This window comes from Vibrio sp. R10-SF1-ISO8 (assembly GCF_059833805.1).
Map to the genome: position 1 here is coordinate 585,593 of NZ_JCBDHL010000019.1, position 19,885 is coordinate 605,477.

A 19,885-nucleotide genomic window follows, 5' to 3' on the forward strand; every position below is an offset into this window, starting at 1 on the left:
TCGATCTGGTTTTCTACTTTCTTTCACACAAAAAGCTCAAACAACAATAAGGAGCGGGATTATAGATCCTTCACCAGATTTGCCAATACCTACAAAGTGTGTGGCCGACTGAGTTTCTCTTTTCTGCGCTTGAAGATGCTAAACTCAGGCGCTTTGGCAACCAAATAAACCGCCAGAGCTGCAAAGGCAAAGCCAAGCACACCAAGTCCATCGAAAGACTCACCAAACATCAACCAAGCTTGGACAGCGGTTGTTGGCGGTACTAGGTAAAAGACGGAAGCCACACTGGATGCCGCTCCATGCTCTACCATATAGAGCAGCAGTAGAATCGCAATACATGAAAGAACGACCACTAGCCAGATCATGGTAAGAACAAATGGAAAACTCCAATCCACCTGCATGGATTCAAAACCCACCGCGTAAGGGATAAACAACAGGCTTGCTGCAAAATACTGAACCGCCGCACTCCCTACCATGTCGACGCCTTGGCAGAACTTTTTCTGATACAGAGTGCCAAGGGTGATACCAACTAAAGAGATCAAACAAAGGATGATCGCCGCTGTCTTATGCGCTTCAGATTGCCAACTTACTTTACCCATCAAGACTAAACTTATTCCGACAAAGCCAAGCGCCAATCCCAACCATTGAGAGGCCTTAAACGACTGTCCAACGAAAGAGACTAATATTAACGCCGTTAATATTGGCTGTAGACCGACCAAGAGTGAACTTAGCCCTGCAGGCATACCTAGGTCTATGGCGAGGTAGGTTCCGCCAAGATAGAAGCCATGAATAAGTACCCCAACCACAGCACAATGCAGCAAAGCTTTACCTGCTGGTAATCGACGACGTAAGAACACAATCAAAACAGCGAACAAGGCAACATTCAGCACCATACGTAAAGAAAGCAATGTCGCGGGCTCGGCATACTGAAGCCCAAACCTTGCGCCAACAAAGCCTGAAGCCCAAAGAACAACAAACACAAATGGGATGAGCCGTACTAACATGAACTTTCCTCTGGATCTAATCGTTAATATAGGTTTACTTTAATAGGTACAGAAAAAGCTTAAAGATACAGATTTAGATTATTTATTGGGTACAGATTAATGAATGCGAGTAATAAATATCTGATGGTAGAGCAATACATCAGACAGAAGATTGATACTGGCTTGTTGGCAGATGAAGATAAGCTACCTTCGATTCGCTCACTAAGCGATACATTAACCGTGAGTAAAAACACCGTCATTCGTGCTTATCAAGAGCTCGAAGCACAAGGCATGATCTATACGGTGCCTAAATCAGGTTATCGCGTGTCTGCTCGTCACTCTCAAGCGCCGTCGGTACATGCACCAAACAACGTTGATTTGCTTTCGGTTTGTAAAGAGATCCTTACTTACTCACACCAACAGGAGCTCTTGGCGACAGGTTCTGCTCATCCAAATATAGATACGCCTGCGATTAAAAGTCTTTATGCAGAAATAGGTCGCCATAGTCGACGTCAAAGCCATACCCCAAGCCACTATCAACTGCCTCCTGGCAACGAGCTTTTACTCAAACACCTGACTAAGATTAGCCAAGATCTCGGCGTAAATGCTGGCAAAAATGAGATAGCCATTACTCATGGTGCCCAACAAGCCATCAGTTTAGCACTTCGCGCTTTGACCAAGGCAGGAGACATCATTGCGGTTGAGTCACCTTGTTACTTTGGCAACCTACTTTTGATGGAATCATTAGGGCTAAAAGTGGTCGAGATTCCAAGCTGTCCTCGTACTGGTATCGATACTCAGTCATTGCGAGATGCTCTAGATAACTGGAATGTGAAAGCACTGCTCGTCACTCCCAACTTTACCAATCCGACCGGGGCGAGAATGCCTTTAGACAACCGTTTGAAATTACTAGAGGTAACCGGGTCTATTCCCATTATCGAAGATGACGTTTTTGGTGCACTTGCATTTGATGAAGGGATCCCGCCACTGAAGACTCTTGATACGCAAGATCGAGTCATCTATGTGAATTCGCTTTCAAAGATGCTTGATTCTCGCTTACGTATCGGCTGGATACTGGCAGGTCAATACCAAGCACAAATTGAAAAGTTCCTTGTGTGTGACAACATGGGCAGCCTGAATCTAATGCAATCTGCCGTGGCTGATTTCCTTAGCTCAGGAAAGTATCGCCAACACGTACAAAGAATGAAGCGCTTGTACCAAGGTAACACTAAACTGTTTTATCAGCAGCTAAGCTACTGCCTCAATCAATACCCAAGTTTGAATGGAAAGTTTAAGTTACTTTTGCCGCAAGGTTCGTTTTTACTGTGGCTTGCATTACCAAGTAGTTTCGATAGCAACGCCTTGTATCAGCAAACAAAGTCGCTAGGAATCAGCATATTGCCCGGAACTATTTTTGACACTTCAGGACAATACTCACATTGCATCCGTTTTAGCTGCTCCAACTTTTTATCGAATCCAGACTGGAAACTTGGGGTTGAAAAGCTCGCCACTCTTATTCATCATCAGTTGACCACCTCATTACACGGATAGAATCATGAGTACACTTCCCAATGCAACAGACGTTCTGAATTTTTGGTTCAACGAGTTAGAGCCAAAAGATTGGTTTGTCAGCAGCTCAGAGTTAGATAAGGCAATCACTTCGCGCTTTGAAGATTTACTGAATAGTGCCGCCCAAAGTGAACTGTTTACATGGAGGAGCTCTAGTCAAGGGCGACTCGCTGAAGTCATCGTACTAGACCAGTTTTCTCGCAATATCTATCGCAACACACCTAAGGCCTTTGCTCAAGACCCTTTGGCACTCGCCCTCGCACAAGAGGCGATTTCACTTGGGCTGGACCAGGAGTTAGAAACCAAGCAAAGAAGCTTTCTCTATATGCCATTTATGCACAGCGAGTCAGCGTTCATCCATCAACAAGCGGTTGAGCTGTTTAACGCCCCGGGAATGGAAAACAATTACGAGTTTGAACTGAAGCATAAGGTGATCATTGACAGATTTGGACGTTATCCGCATCGCAATGACATTCTTGGGCGAGCGAGTAGCACTGAAGAAGTGGAGTTCCTAACACAGCCCGGCTCTAGTTTCTAACAATGAGGGGCCTTCATAGCCCCCTACTATAATCCTTGTAATCTAGGTTTAGTAACTGCGACTGACAAACTCTACCTCTTCAACTTAATGAAGCAAATTGGTGTAAGAAGCTAATGTATACATCACGTTAGCGAGCAAGTTAGCGTAGCGGAACAAAATTGGTGCTGGGGACTTTTTACCTGAATGTTCAACAGCGACCAAAGCGCGGACTATTTTCTTTGCCTGAGTTCGGCATAGGTGCAGCTCTGCAGAAATGAGATGACCACCTGGAAGGACAAAACCTCGAAACCCGCCATCTAACTTATCTCGCAATAGGTTATAGTCTTGATAGAGTTCTTGGACTTGCTGCTCATCAATCGCTAATTTACCTCGAACAGAACCGTTCAAGTGATAAACATTTGGCTGCATACGGCTTAAAATATCACGGCACAGCGAGTCTAATTCCATGGTCAGTACTAAGCCGATTCGACTACACAGTTCATCAGCAGCAATTTCGAAATCACACACAGGGCTATCTTCATAGATAAATGGATAACAGATCTCTCCATGCTCTTTACTTACAGGGCGCATTATAAATCCTTGGCAAAAATAAAGGAGCCAATGTGGCTCCTTTGAATAGAAATAGCTTACTAGGCTCTTAAATTTAAAACAAATTTAAGCGTTTGATACCTTCTTATGCCCTTCTTCTAGGTGAACGAAATCTACTAAGTCATCACCTGAAACTTGATATGCCTGACCAAAACCTTTTACAAACAGGCCTTTCTCAGCCTTAAGGTTAAACAGAACGAAGTCTTGTAGCTGGCTTAGACCTTCGATGATTTCACCGAATCGGCCCTGCATTTGTGCAACAACTTGAGTCCACTGCTCGGTATCACGCTCAACTACAGAAGCCACTGCATCAAACGTTAAACGCTTACGTGCAAACAGCTGCTTAGAGGTATCTTCATCTTCAATCATCATGATCGAGACATTCGGGTTTACCTGCAGGTTACGTGCGTGACGAGCAATTTCAGAGATAAGCACGAAATAGCCATCTTGGTTTTGAACATATGGCGCGTAGCTTACGTTTGGACGACCATTTTCATCGACTGTCGCTAGTTGCAGTGTACGTCGCTCTTGGCGAAACTCTTTAATTTCAGGCTCAAGACGTCCTTGAAGGCGTTCTTGTTTAACTTGTTGATCCATGTTGAGGCTCCTAACTTTCTCTTACTATTATTATTCTGAATTACTTTCTAAACTCTTGCTGCCATTGTTTGAATGTCGCTACCTGCGATTCAATCAACTCACGCTTTTCATTACGACCTAAGTAGATCTTAAATATGTTATTTCCCGCTTCACAGAAGAAACCAAAGTAATGGCTTTCTCTACCCATGAAAGGTTTGCTTACTAAAGCAATATTTTTAACATTATCTAGCTTCAAGTGGCCATGCAGTTCGCCTTCGCGCCCCATCAAGTTGTAGTAACCACGCGCTACTTTCCCTTTAGGAAAAGGGGCTTTGACTTCAAAGATTGAGCCAAAAGAATGAACAATTGTCGTTACAGGGCCGAATCCAACCAAGCTCTCTAAGATATGTTGAGCTTGCTCTCCAGCTACTAAAGCAATCATTTCTTCAGGTAAAGCCGCTACCGCTTCAAATTCAGAGACATTCAGTTTCTCCGCAATAGCTGCGGGTAATAGATTGGGTTCTTGCTCGATAAGCTGAGCAACCTGCTGTTTTAGTGCTTCCATAGTTTTTCCGTTTACATCGCGACTGATTCGAGCGCGTTTTTTTCTTGATACGTTGACTGTAGTACTTGAATACATGCTTGAGCGAGGCTTACTGCCCAAAATTGCCCAGCCAAAGTTAAAGACAGATAATCACCTTCGACTTGAACTAGCCCTTTTTCTTGCCAGTGGTGGAATAAAGGCAATAAGAAATCAAATGATGATAAGCCTAAGAATTGTGGCATTGCCGCACGTGATAAAACACCGCGGTCGAAGCCTGATTTCACGACAGAAAAAATCGGTTCCAACGTGTGCTGCTTAGTCATCATCGCGACTAGCGAGTCACCAGATTTCATTGCTGTCATGTAGGTTTCTAGTGTTCGATGATTCATCATACCGTAGCCACCGATGCTGCCGCCTGCCCCGCAGCCAATAGGTAAAACCTCGGCATAGGTTTTTGCTAACGAGTTGTATTGGCTGCGTTCACGGTTGTCTCTAGCCCAATGGTTAACGCTTAGCTGTCGCATATGATGCTTTCGCATAAATTCTGAACCAAGCTGGTACATTGATGCTTTGTCTGGTGTCGTTGCTGGTGCGGGGATCTTTCCTTTCTCCACTAGGTTTAACATTGGTGCGTTACCACCAACAACTAACTGGTATAAATCTAACCCGTGAGCTCCTGTCGACATGAAATCGTTCAGATCTTGCTCAAACACCTCTAAAGTTTGGTAAGGCAAACCATAGAGTAAGTCTAAAATTATTGGCGCTTGGTCAGTGGCACTTAAAGAGCTCACACGCTCTAGTACTGCATCTCGGTCATCGAGGCGTTTTGCACTACGTCGAACCTGAGTATTAAAGCTCTGGATACCGAATGAAAATCGATTAAAACCACCCTCTAAAGCGCGCTCAAATGTTTCATCACTAAAGCGGTTAATTCGTCCTTCTAGGGTGATCTCACAATCAGTCGATAGAGGGAAACGCGCTCGAACGGCTTTACCCAATCGTTCGATTTGCTCCGCCGACAGATCTGTTGGCGTTCCACCTCCGATATAAACGGCGTGAAATGTTCCCGATTGTGTCCAAGGCATTGCTGCTTTGTGCTTAATTTCAACCATCAAGGCTTCGAAATAGTCGTCGACAAGCTTTCGGCTGGCGGCATTTTGGAAAAAGTTACAAAACGTACAGCGAACTCGACAAAATGGAATATGAATGTATAAGCAGCGCTTATCTTTTTTTTCCCCTTGTGAGGCATAAAGTCTATTTAATACTTCAGCTTTCTGTTCAGGCAATAAAGGGGCTGCCATACCGCCTGCATGAGGGGAAGACTTTTTGGCAAATGCAAATCGAAGTGGATCAGGCGTATCTACTGCCAAAACTGATTCATCGAAATTATAAATATTAAGCATTTCATAAATCTCTCAGCGCTTGTCAGCTCTAGCCTCGCGCCAAATTCTTAAAAACTGGTAGCGATCATAAATTGGCGGTAATGATAATGCAATTGATAATTGATCTTATTTGCATTGTGAGTAATAATTCTAATCCGTCTGGTAACCGATATGAATCATGGAGAACTCTAGTGAACGTCAAGCGATACACCATTGCAGGTAGCATTTCTTTAGCTATCCACGCTGCGTTCGTGTTCGTTGCACAAGAGCCAAAAGCCTTTGCAATGCCAGCAGGGGCACAATCAAGCTCTGTGTCGATTAATTTTAAGGCAGTCGCAACAAAGCCTGCCACGCCAATAGAACAACCTGTAACACAATCAGAACCAAAAGCTGAACCAGAACCGAGTAAAAAAGAACCAGCTCCTTATGAGCCTAAAAAGGTAGTAAAGCAACCTAAGCCAGTTGAAAAGAAAGTCGTCAAGAAAAAGCCCAAGGTAGAAAAAAAGGTCACCAAAACAAAACCCGTGCCGAAGAAACAACTGGAGGCTGACGAACCAAAGGAAAAAACTGCGCAAAAGGTGGTTGAAAAAAAACAAGCGCCTAAACAGCACGAATCAAAAGCCCAGCCAGAACTCGTCAATCAGGGCGCAAGCTCTCAACCAGTGATGGTCACCAAACCTTCGTTTCTCACTCGCCCTTCAGCACCTAAGTACCCACGTTTAGCAAGAAAACGTGGTATTGAAGGCATCGCCCTGTATGAAATCTGGCTTGATGAGGATGGTAAACAGGTTAAACAAGTCCTTATTTCATCTTCAGGCACTGACATACTTGATAAGTCAGCATTAGCGGCCATCAAAAAATGGCGATTCTCACCTCATTCTGTCAATGGGCAAAAAATGGCTCATCGCGTCCAAATCCCTGTTCGTTTTAAGTTGGATCGATAATGGAACAATTACAGCAATTGCAACAACAATTAGGTCTTATGGCTTGGCCATTGATCATCTGCTCAGCACTCACATTAATGATTATTGCCGAGCGTCTTTTTCAAGTCATGATTAGCCTAGGTGTTGGCAAACGAGCCATCCGCAGCGAACTAAAGCAGATTAGCCCTACTGACAGCTATCAAATCGAGGCGTTGGCAGAGAAACTCTCACCTCGCCGACCTTTGCTCTATAAAGGTGTGGCCATGCTGCTTGCTCACCACTCATTTGCCAAAGCTCTGCGTGAAGACGCCGCCGGTATGTGGTTACAGGAAAAACGCCACCAGCTTAATTCTGGATTAAGGTTACTCACTCTAATTGGGGTAATTAGTCCACTGATTGGCTTACTAGGCACAGTATTAGGTCTGATAGAGATGTTTAAAGGCGTCGCGGCCTCAACTGGTAACATTACCCCTAATGACCTAGCAGACGGACTTGGCTTGGCAATGAGAACAACTGCCGCTGGTCTTCTTATTGCCCTACCCGCTATTGCCGGAGCCCAGCTTCTCGGCTTGTGGGCCGATAAAGTCATGGCGAAATTAGAGCACACTCTCAACTACGTAAACCTATGGTTGGAAGGTATTAGCCTCCAGCATGTGTCGCCAGATAACGCTTTGACCGCAATAAAGCCATCAACGAACTTAGCAACTGAGGCAGTTCATGATCAAAGTTAAGCAGGAAGAAAATCGCTTCGGATTGACGCCTGATCTTACACCTCTTCTCGATATTATTTTTATCGTAATGGTGTTTTTGATGCTCACTGCAGCAGTAAAGCTCGACTCACTTGAAGTCGACCTGCCGACCACTGACTCTCAAGTTGTGTCAGAAGTAGATACTAAATCGTTAACCGTCAATATCTTGGAGGCAGAACCTCACTGGGCAATTGATGGAAAAGAATACATAGACTGGGAGAATTTCACCCTAGCGTTACTGGAAGAATACAAATCTAACAAACAGCCCATCGTGATAGGTGCGGATAAAACAGCCCAAGTTCAGCACCTAGTGAAGTTGCTCGCCTTTTTGCAAGAAAACGGTATTCAAGCGACACAGCTACTCACGGAAGAATCTAATTAATCGAGTTCAACATGTATAAAAAAGCCTTTTTAAAAACCGTAACAGCCCTTTCTTTATCGTTAATGGCTTCAACATCATTCGCTAGCGAAAGAATTGTCAGTGCAGGAAGTGCCGTTACAGAATTACTTATCGCTTTAAATCAGCAAGATAAACTGGTTGCGGTTGATGTTACTAGTGAACTACCAGGCTCATTGCAGTTGCCTAAAATTGGTTATCACCGACGCTTATCAGCAGAAGGCCTTTTGGCTCTCGGCCCAAATCGCTTGATTGGCTCGGATGAGATGGGACCAGAGACGGCGCTCAGCCAGCTTCGCTCAGCAGGTGTAGAAGTTGATATCGTCAATACAAAACCAACTCCAGAAGGCCTAATTGAGCGCATTGACGAAATCGCTGAACTAACTCATGCAAAGCAGCAAGCAAGCAAATTAAAAAAACAAGTGACAGAGCAGATTGCTCGTTTAGAAAAGAACAAATCCCAGCAGAAATCAGCGAAAAAGGTGTTGTTCCTGCTTATTCACGAAGGTAGACCTGCCAACGTCGCCGGCCGCGATACTACACCTAACGCGATTATTGAACTCGCAGGCGGTGTAAACCCAGCCGCTAGCCAGTTAAGTTCATACAAGCCACTTTCTACCGAAGCTATGGTCGAAATGCAGCCAGACATTATTTTGGTCAGCGGGCGCAGTTACAACAAACTGGGTGGTGCCGACGAAATATTGAAGAAAATGCCAATGCTCGCGGCAACGCCAGCAGGACAGAACAAACAGTTTATTCAAATTGATGGTCACGCATTAGTCGGCGGACTTGGACTAAAAAGCCTGTCTGAAGCAGATCGCTTGAGCCAGCTTCTGAAGTAATGAGTCACTACTATGCTTTTACGCCGTCTGCCGCTTAGTGCTGCTGTTGCCATATTTGGTTTTGCATTGGTTGCTACTGCGATCAGTTCAGTCACTGTTGGACCAATGAACATTAGCTTTTGGGAAAGTGTCCAAAGCCTAATGTTTCGATCAGAACAATTAGCCCCACACGTGAATTTGGTTATCCACGAAATACGTTTTCCGCGTACCATCTTATGCATGCTAGTAGGCGCTATACTTGCTATCTGCGGAACCGTGATGCAGGGTTTGTTTCGTAACCCTCTGGCTGAACCCGGAATTATTGGTGTCTCTGCTGGTGCATCCTTAGGGGCTGCGTTAGCAATCGTTATGTTTGCTGATCTCATTGAGCAGTACCCGCAGTTTATGAATTTTGCCGCCGTGCCTATATTTGCCTTTCTTGGCGGCGCGCTGACTACAGTTCTCGTCTATAAAATGGGGACAAGTAAGATGGGCACCTCTGTGACTATCATGCTGCTAGCTGGTGTGGCGATTAGTGCTCTATCGGGTGCGGGAATCGGTTACATGAACTTTAAAGCTGATGACCAAATGCTGCGCGACTTATCCCTCTGGTCGATGGGCTCGTTAGCAGGCGCAAATTGGACCAGCATCATTTTATGTGCCGTCACATTGGTTTTGTTGATGTTCATCTTTGTGCGTAAGGCGATGTCTCTTAACGCGCTTTTGCTAGGTGAAGCGGAGGCGAACCATCTAGGAATTCCCGTTCAACGCTTAAAGCGTCAGCTGATTCTGTTAACTGCTGTTGGTGTTGGTGTCACGGTGAGTGTGTCTGGCATGATTGGCTTTATCGGCTTGGTCATCCCTCATCTAGGTAGAATGCTGTCGGGCCCAGATCACCGAACCCTATTGCCAATCTCGGCACTAATGGGCGCTTTACTACTTACGCTTGCCGATATGTTCTCTCGCGTTGCCGTCGCTCCTGCAGAGTTACCTGTTGGTATAGTTACAGCACTCATCGGCGCGCCTTTCTTCATCTATCTACTCTTCAAGCAAAAAGGAAAAATCATCTGATGCGTAAAGTTGTTTTATCAGGTAAGCATATTTCCATGAAGTTCGGCGCTCGCAAGGTACTGGATGATATTAATATCGATATTCGTGCCGGAGAAGTCACCACGCTACTAGGGCCTAATGGTGCAGGCAAGAGTACATTACTTAAACTGCTTTGCGGAGAAATACCATCACGCTGTGACGTTCGCTATTTCAACCAACCGCGACAGCAATGGAAACCTGCTGATTTAGCTAAGCACCTCGGAATGTTGCCACAGCACAGTACTCTGAGTTTTCCGTTTCTCGCCCATGAAGTGGTTGAACTTGGGGCGATTCCTTTGAATGTGCCAAACAAATCTGCACAACAGCTCGCGAATAAGTACATGGAAATGACGGACGTCACTCACTTAAGTGACCGTTTGTACCCTTCACTGTCTGGCGGCGAAAAACAGCGTCTTCATTTAGCTCGCGTTCTAGTACAACTTGATCAGGCAGGCGAAAATAAGATCTTAATGCTTGATGAGCCAACCTCCGCGCTAGATTTAGCCCACCAGCACAATACGTTGAAGATTGCGCGTAAACTGGCCGATGAACACGATACTGCCGTTGTAGTCGTGCTGCATGATTTGAACTTAGCCGCTCAGTACTCAGATCGCTTAATCGTACTTCATGATGGCAAGCTAGTTTGTGATGATGCTCCATGGAAAGCTCTGCAACCGGAGATGATTAAACGTGTTTACGGTTATGACTCCATTGTTGCACCGCATCCAACGCTCGATTTTCCACTTATTTATCCAGCCGCTTAGGTAATTTAGATGGGGCAGTGAAGCTTGGCTATACTCAAGTTATCGTGCTTGAGGGACGCTCTAAGATGGTTCGGATAACTGACCCCTTGATTATTGTTCTTAGCTTGTTACTCAGTTTTGGGGCGTATGCTGCCCCGAAAGCTGACCTTCCTCATATCCGCGTATGCGGGGATGCTATCGACTGGCCTCCTTACACCTATGTACTGAACGACAAAGCACTCGGTTATGATATCGATATTTTGGACGAGGTCTTGACGCAGCGAGGATTTAGCTATGATATCACTATGACCTCTTGGTCAAGGTGTCTGCGCGGGACAAAAAGCGGAGAGTTCGATCTAGCACTGAGCGCCTCTTTTAATGAGCAGCGAAATAAAGACTACCTTTACACGGATTGGTACTACTCAATTACGCCTCACTATGTCTATTCCAAAAAACGTTTTCCTGACGGTTTGAGAATCTCTGATGTCCAGGAACTTACCCAGTTCAGAGTCTGCGGAAATCATGGTTACAATTACTCCGATTTCGGCTTAGGAGACATAAAACGTGTAGGAAATTCTATTAACGAATGTATAGAAAAGGTAAAGCAGGGCGAATGCGATATCTACCTAAACTGGGAGGAAATCCTATACGCAATTAAAGAGATGTGGGGCATAAACTTGATATCAGATGATTTAGTGTCTGTCGCCGTTCCCAACATGAAACGACACAAATTCCACATGCTAATCTCACGTCAATTAGAGCAAAGGCATGAACTAAAGCGTTATTTAGATCAACACCTTCGCACTATTCGACAACAAGAGTAATACCTATAAAAGCCTTCTTCTAAGTCCCGTTTTCTCTAGTACCCTAGTCGAAATCTCTTCGACCGATAAAGAAGAGGTATTGATGTAAGGAATCGCCTCACGACGAAACAAGGACTCTACCGTTTGAAGCTCGTGTAAACATTGCTCATTACTTGCATACTCACTACCCGCTAATCGGTTTTCTCGTATTTCTGTCAACCTTTCTGGATTGATAGTTAACCCAAATAGCTTGTGACGATGAATTTCAAATTCGGGCAAAAGCCTCATTCGCTTTAAGTCATCATCGATAAATGGGTAGTTGACCACGCGTAAACCAAACTGCATCGCCATATACAAGCTGGTTGGCGTCTTACCGCTTCGAGAAACCCCTAATAAGATGATGTCTGCCTCTTCCAGCCCCTTTAAGGTAATTCCATCGTCATGGGCCAAGGTATATTCAATCGCTGCAATTCGGTCAAAGTACTTATCAGAATCGCGCCCTACACTGCGCGAACGCTGTAACTTCGGCTTTGGCTGCATCTGAATATCATCTTGTACTTTCTGAACAATACTCTCTAACACATCATAACCATACGAGTTCGACTCGAGTAAACGTTGGCGAAATTCAGGAATAACAATTGAAAAAAACACCAACGGCTTTATGCCACTTTTTTGGTATGAAGTTTCGATTTCTTTTATCAGGTCAGATAATTTGTCTTCGCTTTCAATAAATGGAAAGGTCTTCTCATTGGCTTTAAACGGGAATTGACCCAGAACAACGTGCCCTAATGTTTCACATGTTATAGCCGTTCCGTCAGAAACATAGAATACATCACGACTTTGAATATCAATTTGCATTTTTTTTTAAACTTTAAAATTCTTTTGAGTAGGATAGTAGCCATAATATCGACAATAAAACCCGGGTTGCTGTTACGGCCCCCACAGCTTTGAAAATTCCTTGTGAATTTTTTTAAGCTTTTACGTAATCGTTTGCCCAATCCCTACAAAGCTGCAATGTTTCTGGAGAAAGACATGCAAAAGAACACCCTCTGGTTCGATGGCCTATCCATGGAAGATGTCGACAAAGTCGGCGGTAAGAATGCCTCACTTGGTGAAATGGTTTCTAACCTATCCAATGCTGGCGTTTCAGTACCCAACGGTTTTGCGACCACTTCCTACGCGTTTAACCAGTTCCTAGATTTTGAAGGACTGGATGATCGCATTCACCAATTGCTGGATGAACTGGACGTTGATGATGTAGACGCTCTGCGTAAGACAGGTGCTACCATCCGTCAATGGGTTTTAGAAGCCCCCTTCCCTGCTGATCTAGAGCAGGATATACGTGAAAACTACCAAGAACTTATTGGCGGTAATGATGAGCTTTCAGTCGCTGTTCGTTCATCAGCTACCGCTGAAGACTTACCAGACGCTTCATTCGCTGGTCAGCAAGAGACTTTCCTTAACGTGAAAGGTATCGACGCTGTCCTTGAAGCAACAAAACACGTTTACGCGTCACTGTTTAACGACCGTGCGATTTCGTACCGTGTTCACCAAGGTTTTGACCATCGCGGGATCTCGCTTTCAGCGGGCATTCAACGCATGGTTCGCTCAGACAAAGCGTCTTCAGGTGTTATGTTCACCCTAGATACTGAGTCAGGCTTCGACCAAGTTGTATTTATTACTTCTTCTTGGGGCCTTGGCGAAATGGTTGTTCAAGGTGCAGTTAACCCTGACGAATTTTACGTCCACAAGCCGATGCTTGAAGCGGGTCATTACCCAATCGTTAAGAAGACGTTTGGTTCTAAACTGATCAAAATGATCTACTCAACCAACCAAGAAATTGGCAAACAGGTAGACATCATTGATACCTCAGAGCAAGAGCGCCAAACGTTCTCTTTAAACGATGAAGAGATCAAAGAGCTAGCGAAGCAAGCAATGATCATCGAGAAGCACTACCAACGTCCTATGGATATTGAGTGGGCAAAAGATGGCATTGACGGCAAGCTGTACATTGTTCAAGCACGTCCAGAGACCGTTTGTTCTCAAAGCGAGCAAAATGTTATTGAGCGCTATGAACTAAACAATAAGGCCGACGTTCTTGTTGAAGGTCGTGCAATCGGTCAACGCATTGGTTCTGGCCCAGTCCGCTTAGTCGACTCGCTAGACCAAATGTCTTTGGTTCAAGATGGAGATGTACTTGTCACAGACATGACAGACCCAGACTGGGAACCTGTAATGAAGAAGGCATCTGCGATTGTGACTAACCGAGGCGGCCGTACCTGTCACGCTGCGATCATCGCCCGTGAGCTAGGCATCCCAGCGATCGTGGGTTGTGGCACTGCAACGACTAGCCTTCAAGATGGCGCGACCGTAACAGTCTCTTGTGCTGAAGGTGAAACCGGTTACGTTTATAAAGGTGAACTTGAGTTTGAAGTTAAGCGCTCTTCAGTCGACGAGCTGCCAATGCTGCCAACTAAAGTGATGATGAACGTAGGTAACCCAGATCGCGCCTTCGATTTCGCACAAATTCCTAACGAAGGTGTCGGCCTTGCGCGTTTAGAATTCATCATTAACAAGATGATTGGTATTCACCCGAAAGCGCTATTGAACTTCGATGAGCAAAGTGACGAGCTAAAAGCTGAAATCAGTCAGCGTATTCGTGGCTACAAAGACCCTATCGATTTCTACGTGAGCAAGCTAACCGAAGGGATTGCCACGATTGGTGCTGCATTCTGGCCTAAGCGTGTGATTGTTCGAATGTCAGACTTTAAGTCTAACGAGTACAGCAATCTAGTTGGTGGTAAGAGCTTCGAACCGCACGAAGAGAACCCTATGCTAGGTTTCCGTGGTGCATCGCGTTACATCTCGCCAGTATTTGAAGATTGTTTTGAACTTGAAACGCAAGCAATCAAACGCGTTCGCAATGAGATGGGTCTGAAAAACGTAGAGATTATGATCCCATTCGTTCGTACACCAAGCGAAGCAGCTTCGGTTATCGACCTTCTTGCTAAGTTTGACCTACGCCGTGGCGACCAAGGCTTAAAAGTAATTATGATGTGCGAACTGCCATCGAATGCGGTACTCGCTGATGAGTTCCTAAAATACTTTGATGGCTTCTCTATTGGTTCAAACGATATGACTCAGCTGACGCTTGGCCTTGACCGTGACTCCGGTGATGTCGCCCATCTATTTGACGAGCGTAACCCAGCGGTGAAAGCCATGCTTCAAATGGCAATCGATGCGGCAACCAAAGCGGGTAAATACGTCGGTATCTGTGGACAAGGTCCATCGGATCATGACGACCTAGCTGAATGGTTAATGGCACAAGGTATCAGCTCAGTATCACTCAACCCTGATACGGTTATCGATACCTGGTTGAAGTTAGGTAACGTAAGTAAATAAGCTTGCTTGATATGAAGAAAGGCTTCCAATTGGAAGCCTTTTTTACTTTCTGGTTTAAGCTCGCTTAAAACTTGTAGCCACCACCGATCATAAATACCCAAGGGTCGATTTCGACTTTGGTCGAGTACTCTTGTCCACCAGCCTTATATTTCGCTGTCGTATCAATATCTGCATACCAAACTGAAGCATTTAAGAACCAGTCTTCATTGAGTTTATAATCCAAACCGATGTTTGCTGCTAAGCCCCATGAATCATCAAGTGATAAGTCACTTAAGCCAGCATTGGTTCCTGTACTATTTAGGCTCTCATCAAAGAAAACTGTATAGTTAATACCCGCACCTACATAAGGGCGAAAGTCACTGCCAGATTCACCGAAATAGTACTGAACCATAAATGTTGGCGGTAAATGCTTAGTTTCAGCAATGTCACCTAAGCCACCGTGATTGGTAGAAATTTTGTGCTTAAATGGTGTTGCAGCTAACACTTCAAAACTGATGTTATCAGTAAACATATAGCCTACTGTTAACCCAAGTTGGATATTAGAATCGACCGAAAACTTCGAGCCTGGATTGTCCAAAACATCACCGCTGCTTTCATTCGGTACCACTGCCGCTAAGCCACCACGTACAATAATATCACCCTCTTTATGAGCAAACGCATTTGCTGAAGCGAGTGTTGCTAGAACGGTTAGGCTTAAAAGTGTTTTTTTCATTTTGATTTCCTTTTGTAGGGTTTTGTTTTATTGATTGAAGGAATCATTGTTATTTGCGCCGCAAAGTAGCACATAAAAACCATACAAAATTGAGGGAAATCAATTTGTGAAATTTATTGAGTATGCAGTTACTTTTTTATCGAGACGATCACTAAAAGATGTAACATTGATGACATTTATGTAATGCAACTTTTATGTTCATCACGCACTAAAAAAGCTCCCGAAGGAGCTTTAAACTTAGCTAGTACTCGCACCACTCTGTTGCTTAGCGAGTTCGATTTCCCTTTGCTTGAGCATCTTATCCATATCATCTCGATGAGACTGAAATGATGCCATCTGTTTCTTCGGCACAGAGCTTGCCATGGGGATATTGGCTTTCATCGCATTGACAGGTCTACCACGGTCAATCAACTCATAGTGAATATGAGGGCCAGTGACACGCCCTGTCGCGCCCGATAAACCAATTCTCTGCCCGCGAGAAATCTTCTGCCCCTTACGCACCAAAATCTTACTCAGGTGAAGGTAACGCGTCTTGTAGCGGCTGCCATGTTGGATCACTACGTAGTTACCTGCATAAGGATGTTTACGCGTCATGATCACGACCCCATCACCCGTTGATACAATCGGCGTTCCCGTAGGGGTTGCCCAGTCTGTACCATTGTGAGGTGAAACACGTCCAGTTACCGGGTGCTTACGAGTCGGGTTGAAGTTGGAGCTTAGACGATATCGACCATTAACGGGTTTACGCTGGAAAGCCCGTTGCAGGCTGTCACCATTGTAGTCGTAATATTGCCCGTCACTATGTAGATAAGCAGATAGCACACGACCACGGTTATAGATTTTAATCGCTTGTATTTCTCGATTACCAGTAAGCTGATCTCCAACAAACTGGCGTGACTGAACCACTTCAAACTTATCGCCCGAGCGTAAATCTCGAGCAAAATTGATCTTATCTTTTAGTAGGCTAACCACTTGTTCAATTTCGCTCTTTCCTAAGCCAAGCGCATTGACTGACTGGGAGAAGCTGCCATTAATTTCCCCAACCATAGGGAATGATTTCCAAACACCAGGAATTTTAACGTCGGCAAACTCATAACTGCCATCTTCGAGTCGGCTATAGACCGCGCGTTCAACTAAGCTAAATTCAAGCTCCATTTTGCTTAAATTGCCCGTTTCTTCGTTACGCCAGAATCTCAATGTGTTTCCAGGTTTAAGGGTATCTAAAGCAAGGAAGTTAAGATCGGTTTCCATGATCTTCATGAGCTCGCTATAACCAAAACCTAACTGATCAAAGATCGTGCTTAGGTTATCGCCAGCTTGAATTACGTATTCGTAATCAGGAACGTCACGTACAACTTCATTGTCGAGTAAGAAATCGGATACAAGGGAAGACTCAGGAAGAGAAAGATCAATAGTGCGATGATACTTACCATGCTTAGGTACGCTAGAAATAACGACTGCAGCTAAGAGAGGTAAACTCACCACCATCATTTTTTTTGGTCTAGACAGCTGTTGGAAGCGGGTCTTCAGACTTCTAGTTAGCACAATTTGACCTATTACCTGATATAAACAAAGGCATAAGGTTACGAATTTATCTAGAAGTTGTCACCTGCGAAATGTCAGATTTAAACTAAAAAAGGCGCAGATTGCGCCTTTATTGGTCTAAATTAGCAGTTACTTCTAAAAGTATCGCTGCTATTGATAAGTCGACACTAGACCATTATCTTCACCAAATCCATTCGGTCGATACTGGTCTGCATTCGGATCATTGATCCATTTTTCTTTATCTACCAGATACCTAAATTCGAACTGACTATCTTTTGGCAAACGAGTCTTAAACTTGTAAGACTTCGATTTCGCCACTTTCTTCATTTCCGTTGGCTGCCAATCCAAAAAATCAGCAACGATAGCGACAGATTGACCTACTTCTTCCGCTGCAAGCTCAAAGGTAACTTCTACTTCATTTTTCGTTTTGAAAAAACGTTTATTGATCATAGTTTACTCCGTTAACGACAATTAAATTCCATCTCATAACTTGTTAGGTCAAATCATAAGCAATCTATCACACATACTCAATACTGAATTCAATGCTGATAACTTGGGTCTCTAAACCTATTGCTTTGCTAAGCTATCTTGCTCAGTTACCTTGAAAAGTATAGTGGTTAATTGAGAAGGTTCTTCTGACATTGCTTGATGTTCATCACGTTGTAAGAGTTTCACCGTCACTTGATTTTCATTGACAGAAATATCTTTGATTCGAACTCTATCTCCCAAAAATGCAGAGCCTTTTGTCACCATACGCTGCCGAAACTCATCGTATGTAGAAATGATTAAATAGTAAAACACGCCTGAACCTTGGTTACTTACTACTAATGGCGACACGTAGGTGGTCTCATTTACCTGCGTGATAAAGCGAGTTTCTATCGACACCTCACCACGCTCAGCCCCGTCTTCGTAGGTGCCTTTCACAATCTGTGGTTGCTCCATATCATCAATAAATGTAAAGGCACTACTTTCTGGGATTTTAATCGTCCAAGGGTTGACCGTTTTAATCGAAAACAGGCTTTGCATTACTCGATCTGACTGAGAGACTTGGTTAGGAAATTTGGCTAAAATTTCTTCATCAGTAAGACTGAACCGATAAATCCCTGCCACAGCGACTATGATTAGCAATACGATAGGAATCAAAAGGATAAGTGGGACAGGTAAAATGCGTTTTTTCATGTGAGTTAAGGTCTTATAAAAGCGATACGTTATTCGCCTCCATGTTAGCAGGACACTATTAGGAGTTAAAATGGAACATCAGAAGAAAGTTCGAATCGCAGATTGTAGCTGCGGCCAAGTGAGCTTAGTTTGCCGAGGAGAGCCCTCTCGTACTTCAGTTTGTCACTGCTTTGAGTGTCAAAAAAGAACGGGCAGTGTCTTTGGCGTACAAGCGCGATTCGAAAAAGAACAAGTTTCTTTTAGCGGCGAGTTGATTGAGTACACCAGGATAAGTGATTCTGGCAATGAAGTGACCTATTCGTTTTGCCCTAAATGCAGCACAACGATGTTGCTCCGTCTACAAGCGGCACCTGATGCTATTGTTGTGCCCGTTGGCGTATTCAACGAACATGACTTACCCTCACCCAGCTTTTCAGTTTATGAAGAGAGGAAACATGGTTGGGTCAAATTTGATTGCCAAATGGAGCACTACGATTAGATCTTCTCGACTCATTGCTTCGGATCAATATTCTCGGCATTTTTCCCCTACCGAACTCAGCATACTCGCTCTATAATTGCGCCCTAATCTAAGGAGTCAATTTTGATCACCAAACTCCCTCGTTGGGTAGAATATGGCGCTTTTCTACTCGCTTTACTCGCTGGCACCGTAAACGCTATCGGTCTGCTCGGCTTTCAACACCAAGCCGTTTCACACATATCTGGCACAGTCACTCTCTTAGGCACGTCAATCGAAGCTCTCAATGCGCAAACAGGCCATCTGTTTCTGATCCTGTTTAGCTTCCTGTTTGGCGCGATTCTCAGTGGGTTGTTTATAGAGAGTACAGCACTCAAATTAGGCCGCCGATATGGCATCGCATTGTGCGTTGAAGGCTTTTTGTTGCTTGGAGCTTATTGGCTGCTTGATAAGAATTACCTTGCCGGACAGTACCTCGCCTCTGCGGCTTGTGGATTACAAAACGCCATGATCACGACATTTAGTGGGGCGATTGTTCGCACTACGCATATGACAGGGATCATTACTGATCTTGGATTAATGATCGGAGCAAAGTTACGGGGAGAAAGCTTTGACTACCGTAAAGCCAAACTGTTTATGTTTATTTTCTGCGGATTTTTATTCGGTGGTATCGTTGGCGCCAAGGTATTTTCTATCTACTCAATAGCCGCATTGCTACTGCCTGTTGCTTTAGCCTTCTTACTCGCGATCACCTACTGGCGCTTCCTATCAAACCATAACGCACACAGATAATGTGCCACTAAGCTTGAAACAGACAAATAAACAATTTAACATTCTCGACACATTTAACCACTAAATGATAAATATTCGACGCTTTATCTTGAATAT

22 protein-coding genes are annotated in these 19,885 nt (G+C 44.3%); 12 read left to right on the forward strand and 10 right to left on the reverse strand.

The features are described from left to right. Positions 1–89: 89 nt before the first annotated feature. Positions 90–1,004 (reverse strand): DMT family transporter, encoded by a 915-nt coding sequence (locus AC6R00_RS17645; RefSeq protein WP_500641387.1) that lies wholly within the window; start codon positions 1,002–1,004, stop codon positions 90–92. 99 nt (positions 1,005–1,103) lie between these two features. On the opposite strand from AC6R00_RS17645, the gene AC6R00_RS17650 reads away from it, so the two are divergent. Both AC6R00_RS17650 and AC6R00_RS17655 read left to right on the forward strand, forming a co-directional pair. After that, positions 1,104–2,534: an aminotransferase-like domain-containing protein gene (locus tag AC6R00_RS17650; protein WP_500641388.1), complete on the forward strand. Its 1,431-nt coding sequence runs from the start codon at positions 1,104–1,106 to the stop codon at positions 2,532–2,534. A gap of 4 nt (positions 2,535–2,538) precedes the next feature. Continuing rightward, a complete protein-coding gene (locus tag AC6R00_RS17655) occupies positions 2,539–3,090 on the forward strand; it encodes a DUF924 family protein (RefSeq protein WP_500641389.1) in 552 nt (183 codons plus the stop codon). A gap of 84 nt (positions 3,091–3,174) precedes the next feature. On the opposite strand, the gene AC6R00_RS17660 is transcribed toward AC6R00_RS17655, so the two are convergent. From AC6R00_RS17660 to hutW, 4 genes are all read right to left on the reverse strand, one after another. Continuing rightward, on the reverse strand, positions 3,175–3,660 hold the full coding sequence (locus AC6R00_RS17660) for a cobalamin adenosyltransferase family protein (RefSeq protein ID WP_500641390.1): 486 nt from the start codon (positions 3,658–3,660) through the stop codon (positions 3,175–3,177). Positions 3,661–3,744: 84 nt separating this feature from the next. Further along, entirely contained in the window at positions 3,745–4,275 is a 531-nt protein-coding gene (gene hutZ / locus AC6R00_RS17665) for a heme utilization protein HutZ (protein WP_049843195.1), read from the reverse strand. A 40-nt stretch (positions 4,276–4,315) separates the two neighbouring features. Continuing rightward, positions 4,316–4,819 (reverse strand): heme utilization cystosolic carrier protein HutX, encoded by a 504-nt coding sequence (gene hutX / locus AC6R00_RS17670; protein WP_500641391.1) that lies wholly within the window; start codon positions 4,817–4,819, stop codon positions 4,316–4,318. 11 nt (positions 4,820–4,830) lie between these two features. Further along, the gene (hutW, locus tag AC6R00_RS17675) at positions 4,831–6,201 is read right to left on the reverse strand and encodes a heme anaerobic degradation radical SAM methyltransferase ChuW/HutW (protein WP_500641392.1); all 1,371 of its coding nucleotides are present in this window, start codon (positions 6,199–6,201) and stop codon (positions 4,831–4,833) included. 170 nt (positions 6,202–6,371) lie between these two features. On the opposite strand from hutW, the gene AC6R00_RS17680 reads away from it, so the two are divergent. The 7 genes from AC6R00_RS17680 to AC6R00_RS17710 all read left to right on the forward strand — a co-directional run bounded on the left by AC6R00_RS17680 (position 6,372) and on the right by AC6R00_RS17710 (position 11,726). Further along, the gene (locus AC6R00_RS17680; protein WP_500641393.1) at positions 6,372–7,124 is read left to right on the forward strand and encodes an energy transducer TonB; all 753 of its coding nucleotides are present in this window, start codon (positions 6,372–6,374) and stop codon (positions 7,122–7,124) included. Further along, a complete protein-coding gene (locus AC6R00_RS17685; RefSeq protein ID WP_500641394.1) occupies positions 7,124–7,834 on the forward strand; it encodes a MotA/TolQ/ExbB proton channel family protein in 711 nt (236 codons plus the stop codon). Before AC6R00_RS17680 ends, AC6R00_RS17685 begins: the two co-directional genes overlap by 1 nt. Next, the gene (locus tag AC6R00_RS17690) at positions 7,821–8,234 is read left to right on the forward strand and encodes an ExbD/TolR family protein (RefSeq protein WP_500641395.1); all 414 of its coding nucleotides are present in this window, start codon (positions 7,821–7,823) and stop codon (positions 8,232–8,234) included. The genes AC6R00_RS17685 and AC6R00_RS17690 overlap by 14 nt, the downstream gene beginning before the upstream one ends. 11 nt (positions 8,235–8,245) lie before the next feature. Beyond that, positions 8,246–9,091 carry a heme/hemin ABC transporter substrate-binding protein gene (locus AC6R00_RS17695; RefSeq protein ID WP_500641396.1) on the forward strand — a complete coding sequence of 282 codons (846 nt, stop codon included), beginning with the start codon at positions 8,246–8,248 and terminating at the stop codon, positions 9,089–9,091. Between the two features lie 12 nt (positions 9,092–9,103). Further along, positions 9,104–10,141: a FecCD family ABC transporter permease gene (locus tag AC6R00_RS17700; RefSeq protein ID WP_500641397.1), complete on the forward strand. Its 1,038-nt coding sequence runs from the start codon at positions 9,104–9,106 to the stop codon at positions 10,139–10,141. Next, positions 10,141–10,923 carry a heme ABC transporter ATP-binding protein gene (locus tag AC6R00_RS17705; RefSeq protein WP_500641398.1) on the forward strand — a complete coding sequence of 261 codons (783 nt, stop codon included), beginning with the start codon at positions 10,141–10,143 and terminating at the stop codon, positions 10,921–10,923. Before AC6R00_RS17700 ends, AC6R00_RS17705 begins: the two co-directional genes overlap by 1 nt. 65 nt (positions 10,924–10,988) lie before the next feature. Further along, positions 10,989–11,726 (forward strand): substrate-binding periplasmic protein, encoded by a 738-nt coding sequence (locus tag AC6R00_RS17710; RefSeq protein WP_500641399.1) that lies wholly within the window; start codon positions 10,989–10,991, stop codon positions 11,724–11,726. A gap of 3 nt (positions 11,727–11,729) precedes the next feature. On the opposite strand, the gene ppsR is transcribed toward AC6R00_RS17710, so the two are convergent. After that, on the reverse strand, positions 11,730–12,563 hold the full coding sequence (ppsR, locus tag AC6R00_RS17715; protein WP_500641400.1) for a posphoenolpyruvate synthetase regulatory kinase/phosphorylase PpsR: 834 nt from the start codon (positions 12,561–12,563) through the stop codon (positions 11,730–11,732). 174 nt (positions 12,564–12,737) lie between these two features. Between ppsR and ppsA the strand changes: the two genes are divergently transcribed. After that, positions 12,738–15,107, forward strand: coding sequence for a phosphoenolpyruvate synthase (gene ppsA / locus AC6R00_RS17720; RefSeq protein ID WP_500641401.1), 2,370 nt, complete (start codon positions 12,738–12,740; stop codon positions 15,105–15,107). A 64-nt stretch (positions 15,108–15,171) separates the two neighbouring features. Here ppsA and ompW read toward each other — a convergent pair whose 3' ends face one another. The 4 genes from ompW to AC6R00_RS17740 form a co-directional block, all read right to left on the reverse strand. Further along, a complete protein-coding gene (ompW, locus tag AC6R00_RS17725; RefSeq protein WP_500641402.1) occupies positions 15,172–15,819 on the reverse strand; it encodes an outer membrane protein OmpW in 648 nt (215 codons plus the stop codon). Between the two features lie 237 nt (positions 15,820–16,056). Then, positions 16,057–17,364: a peptidoglycan DD-endopeptidase ShyA gene (gene shyA / locus AC6R00_RS17730; RefSeq protein WP_500641403.1), complete on the reverse strand. Its 1,308-nt coding sequence runs from the start codon at positions 17,362–17,364 to the stop codon at positions 16,057–16,059. Between the two features lie 150 nt (positions 17,365–17,514). Further along, the gene (locus AC6R00_RS17735; RefSeq protein WP_004745615.1) at positions 17,515–17,814 is read right to left on the reverse strand and encodes an isoamylase early set domain-containing protein; all 300 of its coding nucleotides are present in this window, start codon (positions 17,812–17,814) and stop codon (positions 17,515–17,517) included. A gap of 117 nt (positions 17,815–17,931) precedes the next feature. After that, positions 17,932–18,543, reverse strand: coding sequence for a hypothetical protein (locus tag AC6R00_RS17740; protein WP_500641404.1), 612 nt, complete (start codon positions 18,541–18,543; stop codon positions 17,932–17,934). 70 nt (positions 18,544–18,613) lie between these two features. Here AC6R00_RS17740 and AC6R00_RS17745 point away from each other — a divergent pair, with 70 nt between their 5' ends. After that, positions 18,614–19,021: a GFA family protein gene (locus AC6R00_RS17745; protein ID WP_500641405.1), complete on the forward strand. Its 408-nt coding sequence runs from the start codon at positions 18,614–18,616 to the stop codon at positions 19,019–19,021. Between the two features lie 102 nt (positions 19,022–19,123). Then, positions 19,124–19,789 carry a YoaK family protein gene (locus AC6R00_RS17750; RefSeq protein ID WP_171320733.1) on the forward strand — a complete coding sequence of 222 codons (666 nt, stop codon included), beginning with the start codon at positions 19,124–19,126 and terminating at the stop codon, positions 19,787–19,789. The last annotated feature ends 96 nt before the right edge of the window (positions 19,790–19,885 follow it).

Excerpts from the sequence above, each read along its gene's own strand:
- AC6R00_RS17645 (WP_500641387.1), bottom strand. The coding sequence starts at position 1,004 with ATGTTAGTACGGCTCATCCCATTTGTGTTTGTTGTTCTTTGGGCTTCA.
- AC6R00_RS17700 (WP_500641397.1), top strand. The coding sequence starts at position 9,104 with ATGCTTTTACGCCGTCTGCCGCTTAGTGCTGCTGTTGCCATATTTGGT.
- ppsA (WP_500641401.1), top strand. The coding sequence starts at position 12,738 with ATGCAAAAGAACACCCTCTGGTTCGATGGCCTATCCATGGAAGATGTC.
- hutX (WP_500641391.1), bottom strand. The coding sequence starts at position 4,819 with ATGGAAGCACTAAAACAGCAGGTTGCTCAGCTTATCGAGCAAGAACCC.
- AC6R00_RS17745 (WP_500641405.1), top strand. The coding sequence starts at position 18,614 with ATGGAACATCAGAAGAAAGTTCGAATCGCAGATTGTAGCTGCGGCCAA.
- AC6R00_RS17740 (WP_500641404.1), bottom strand. The coding sequence starts at position 18,543 with ATGAAAAAACGCATTTTACCTGTCCCACTTATCCTTTTGATTCCTATC.
- AC6R00_RS17685 (WP_500641394.1), top strand. The coding sequence starts at position 7,124 with ATGGAACAATTACAGCAATTGCAACAACAATTAGGTCTTATGGCTTGG.
- hutZ (WP_049843195.1), bottom strand. The coding sequence starts at position 4,275 with ATGGATCAACAAGTTAAACAAGAACGCCTTCAAGGACGTCTTGAGCCT.
- AC6R00_RS17695 (WP_500641396.1), top strand. The coding sequence starts at position 8,246 with ATGTATAAAAAAGCCTTTTTAAAAACCGTAACAGCCCTTTCTTTATCG.
- AC6R00_RS17710 (WP_500641399.1), top strand. The coding sequence starts at position 10,989 with ATGGTTCGGATAACTGACCCCTTGATTATTGTTCTTAGCTTGTTACTC.
- hutW (WP_500641392.1), bottom strand. The coding sequence starts at position 6,201 with ATGCTTAATATTTATAATTTCGATGAATCAGTTTTGGCAGTAGATACG.
- AC6R00_RS17690 (WP_500641395.1), top strand. The coding sequence starts at position 7,821 with ATGATCAAAGTTAAGCAGGAAGAAAATCGCTTCGGATTGACGCCTGAT.
- AC6R00_RS17650 (WP_500641388.1), top strand. The coding sequence starts at position 1,104 with ATGAATGCGAGTAATAAATATCTGATGGTAGAGCAATACATCAGACAG.
- ppsR (WP_500641400.1), bottom strand. The coding sequence starts at position 12,563 with ATGCAAATTGATATTCAAAGTCGTGATGTATTCTATGTTTCTGACGGA.
- AC6R00_RS17660 (WP_500641390.1), bottom strand. The coding sequence starts at position 3,660 with ATGCGCCCTGTAAGTAAAGAGCATGGAGAGATCTGTTATCCATTTATC.
- AC6R00_RS17655 (WP_500641389.1), top strand. The coding sequence starts at position 2,539 with ATGAGTACACTTCCCAATGCAACAGACGTTCTGAATTTTTGGTTCAAC.
- ompW (WP_500641402.1), bottom strand. The coding sequence starts at position 15,819 with ATGAAAAAAACACTTTTAAGCCTAACCGTTCTAGCAACACTCGCTTCA.
- AC6R00_RS17705 (WP_500641398.1), top strand. The coding sequence starts at position 10,141 with ATGCGTAAAGTTGTTTTATCAGGTAAGCATATTTCCATGAAGTTCGGC.
- AC6R00_RS17735 (WP_004745615.1), bottom strand. The coding sequence starts at position 17,814 with ATGATCAATAAACGTTTTTTCAAAACGAAAAATGAAGTAGAAGTTACC.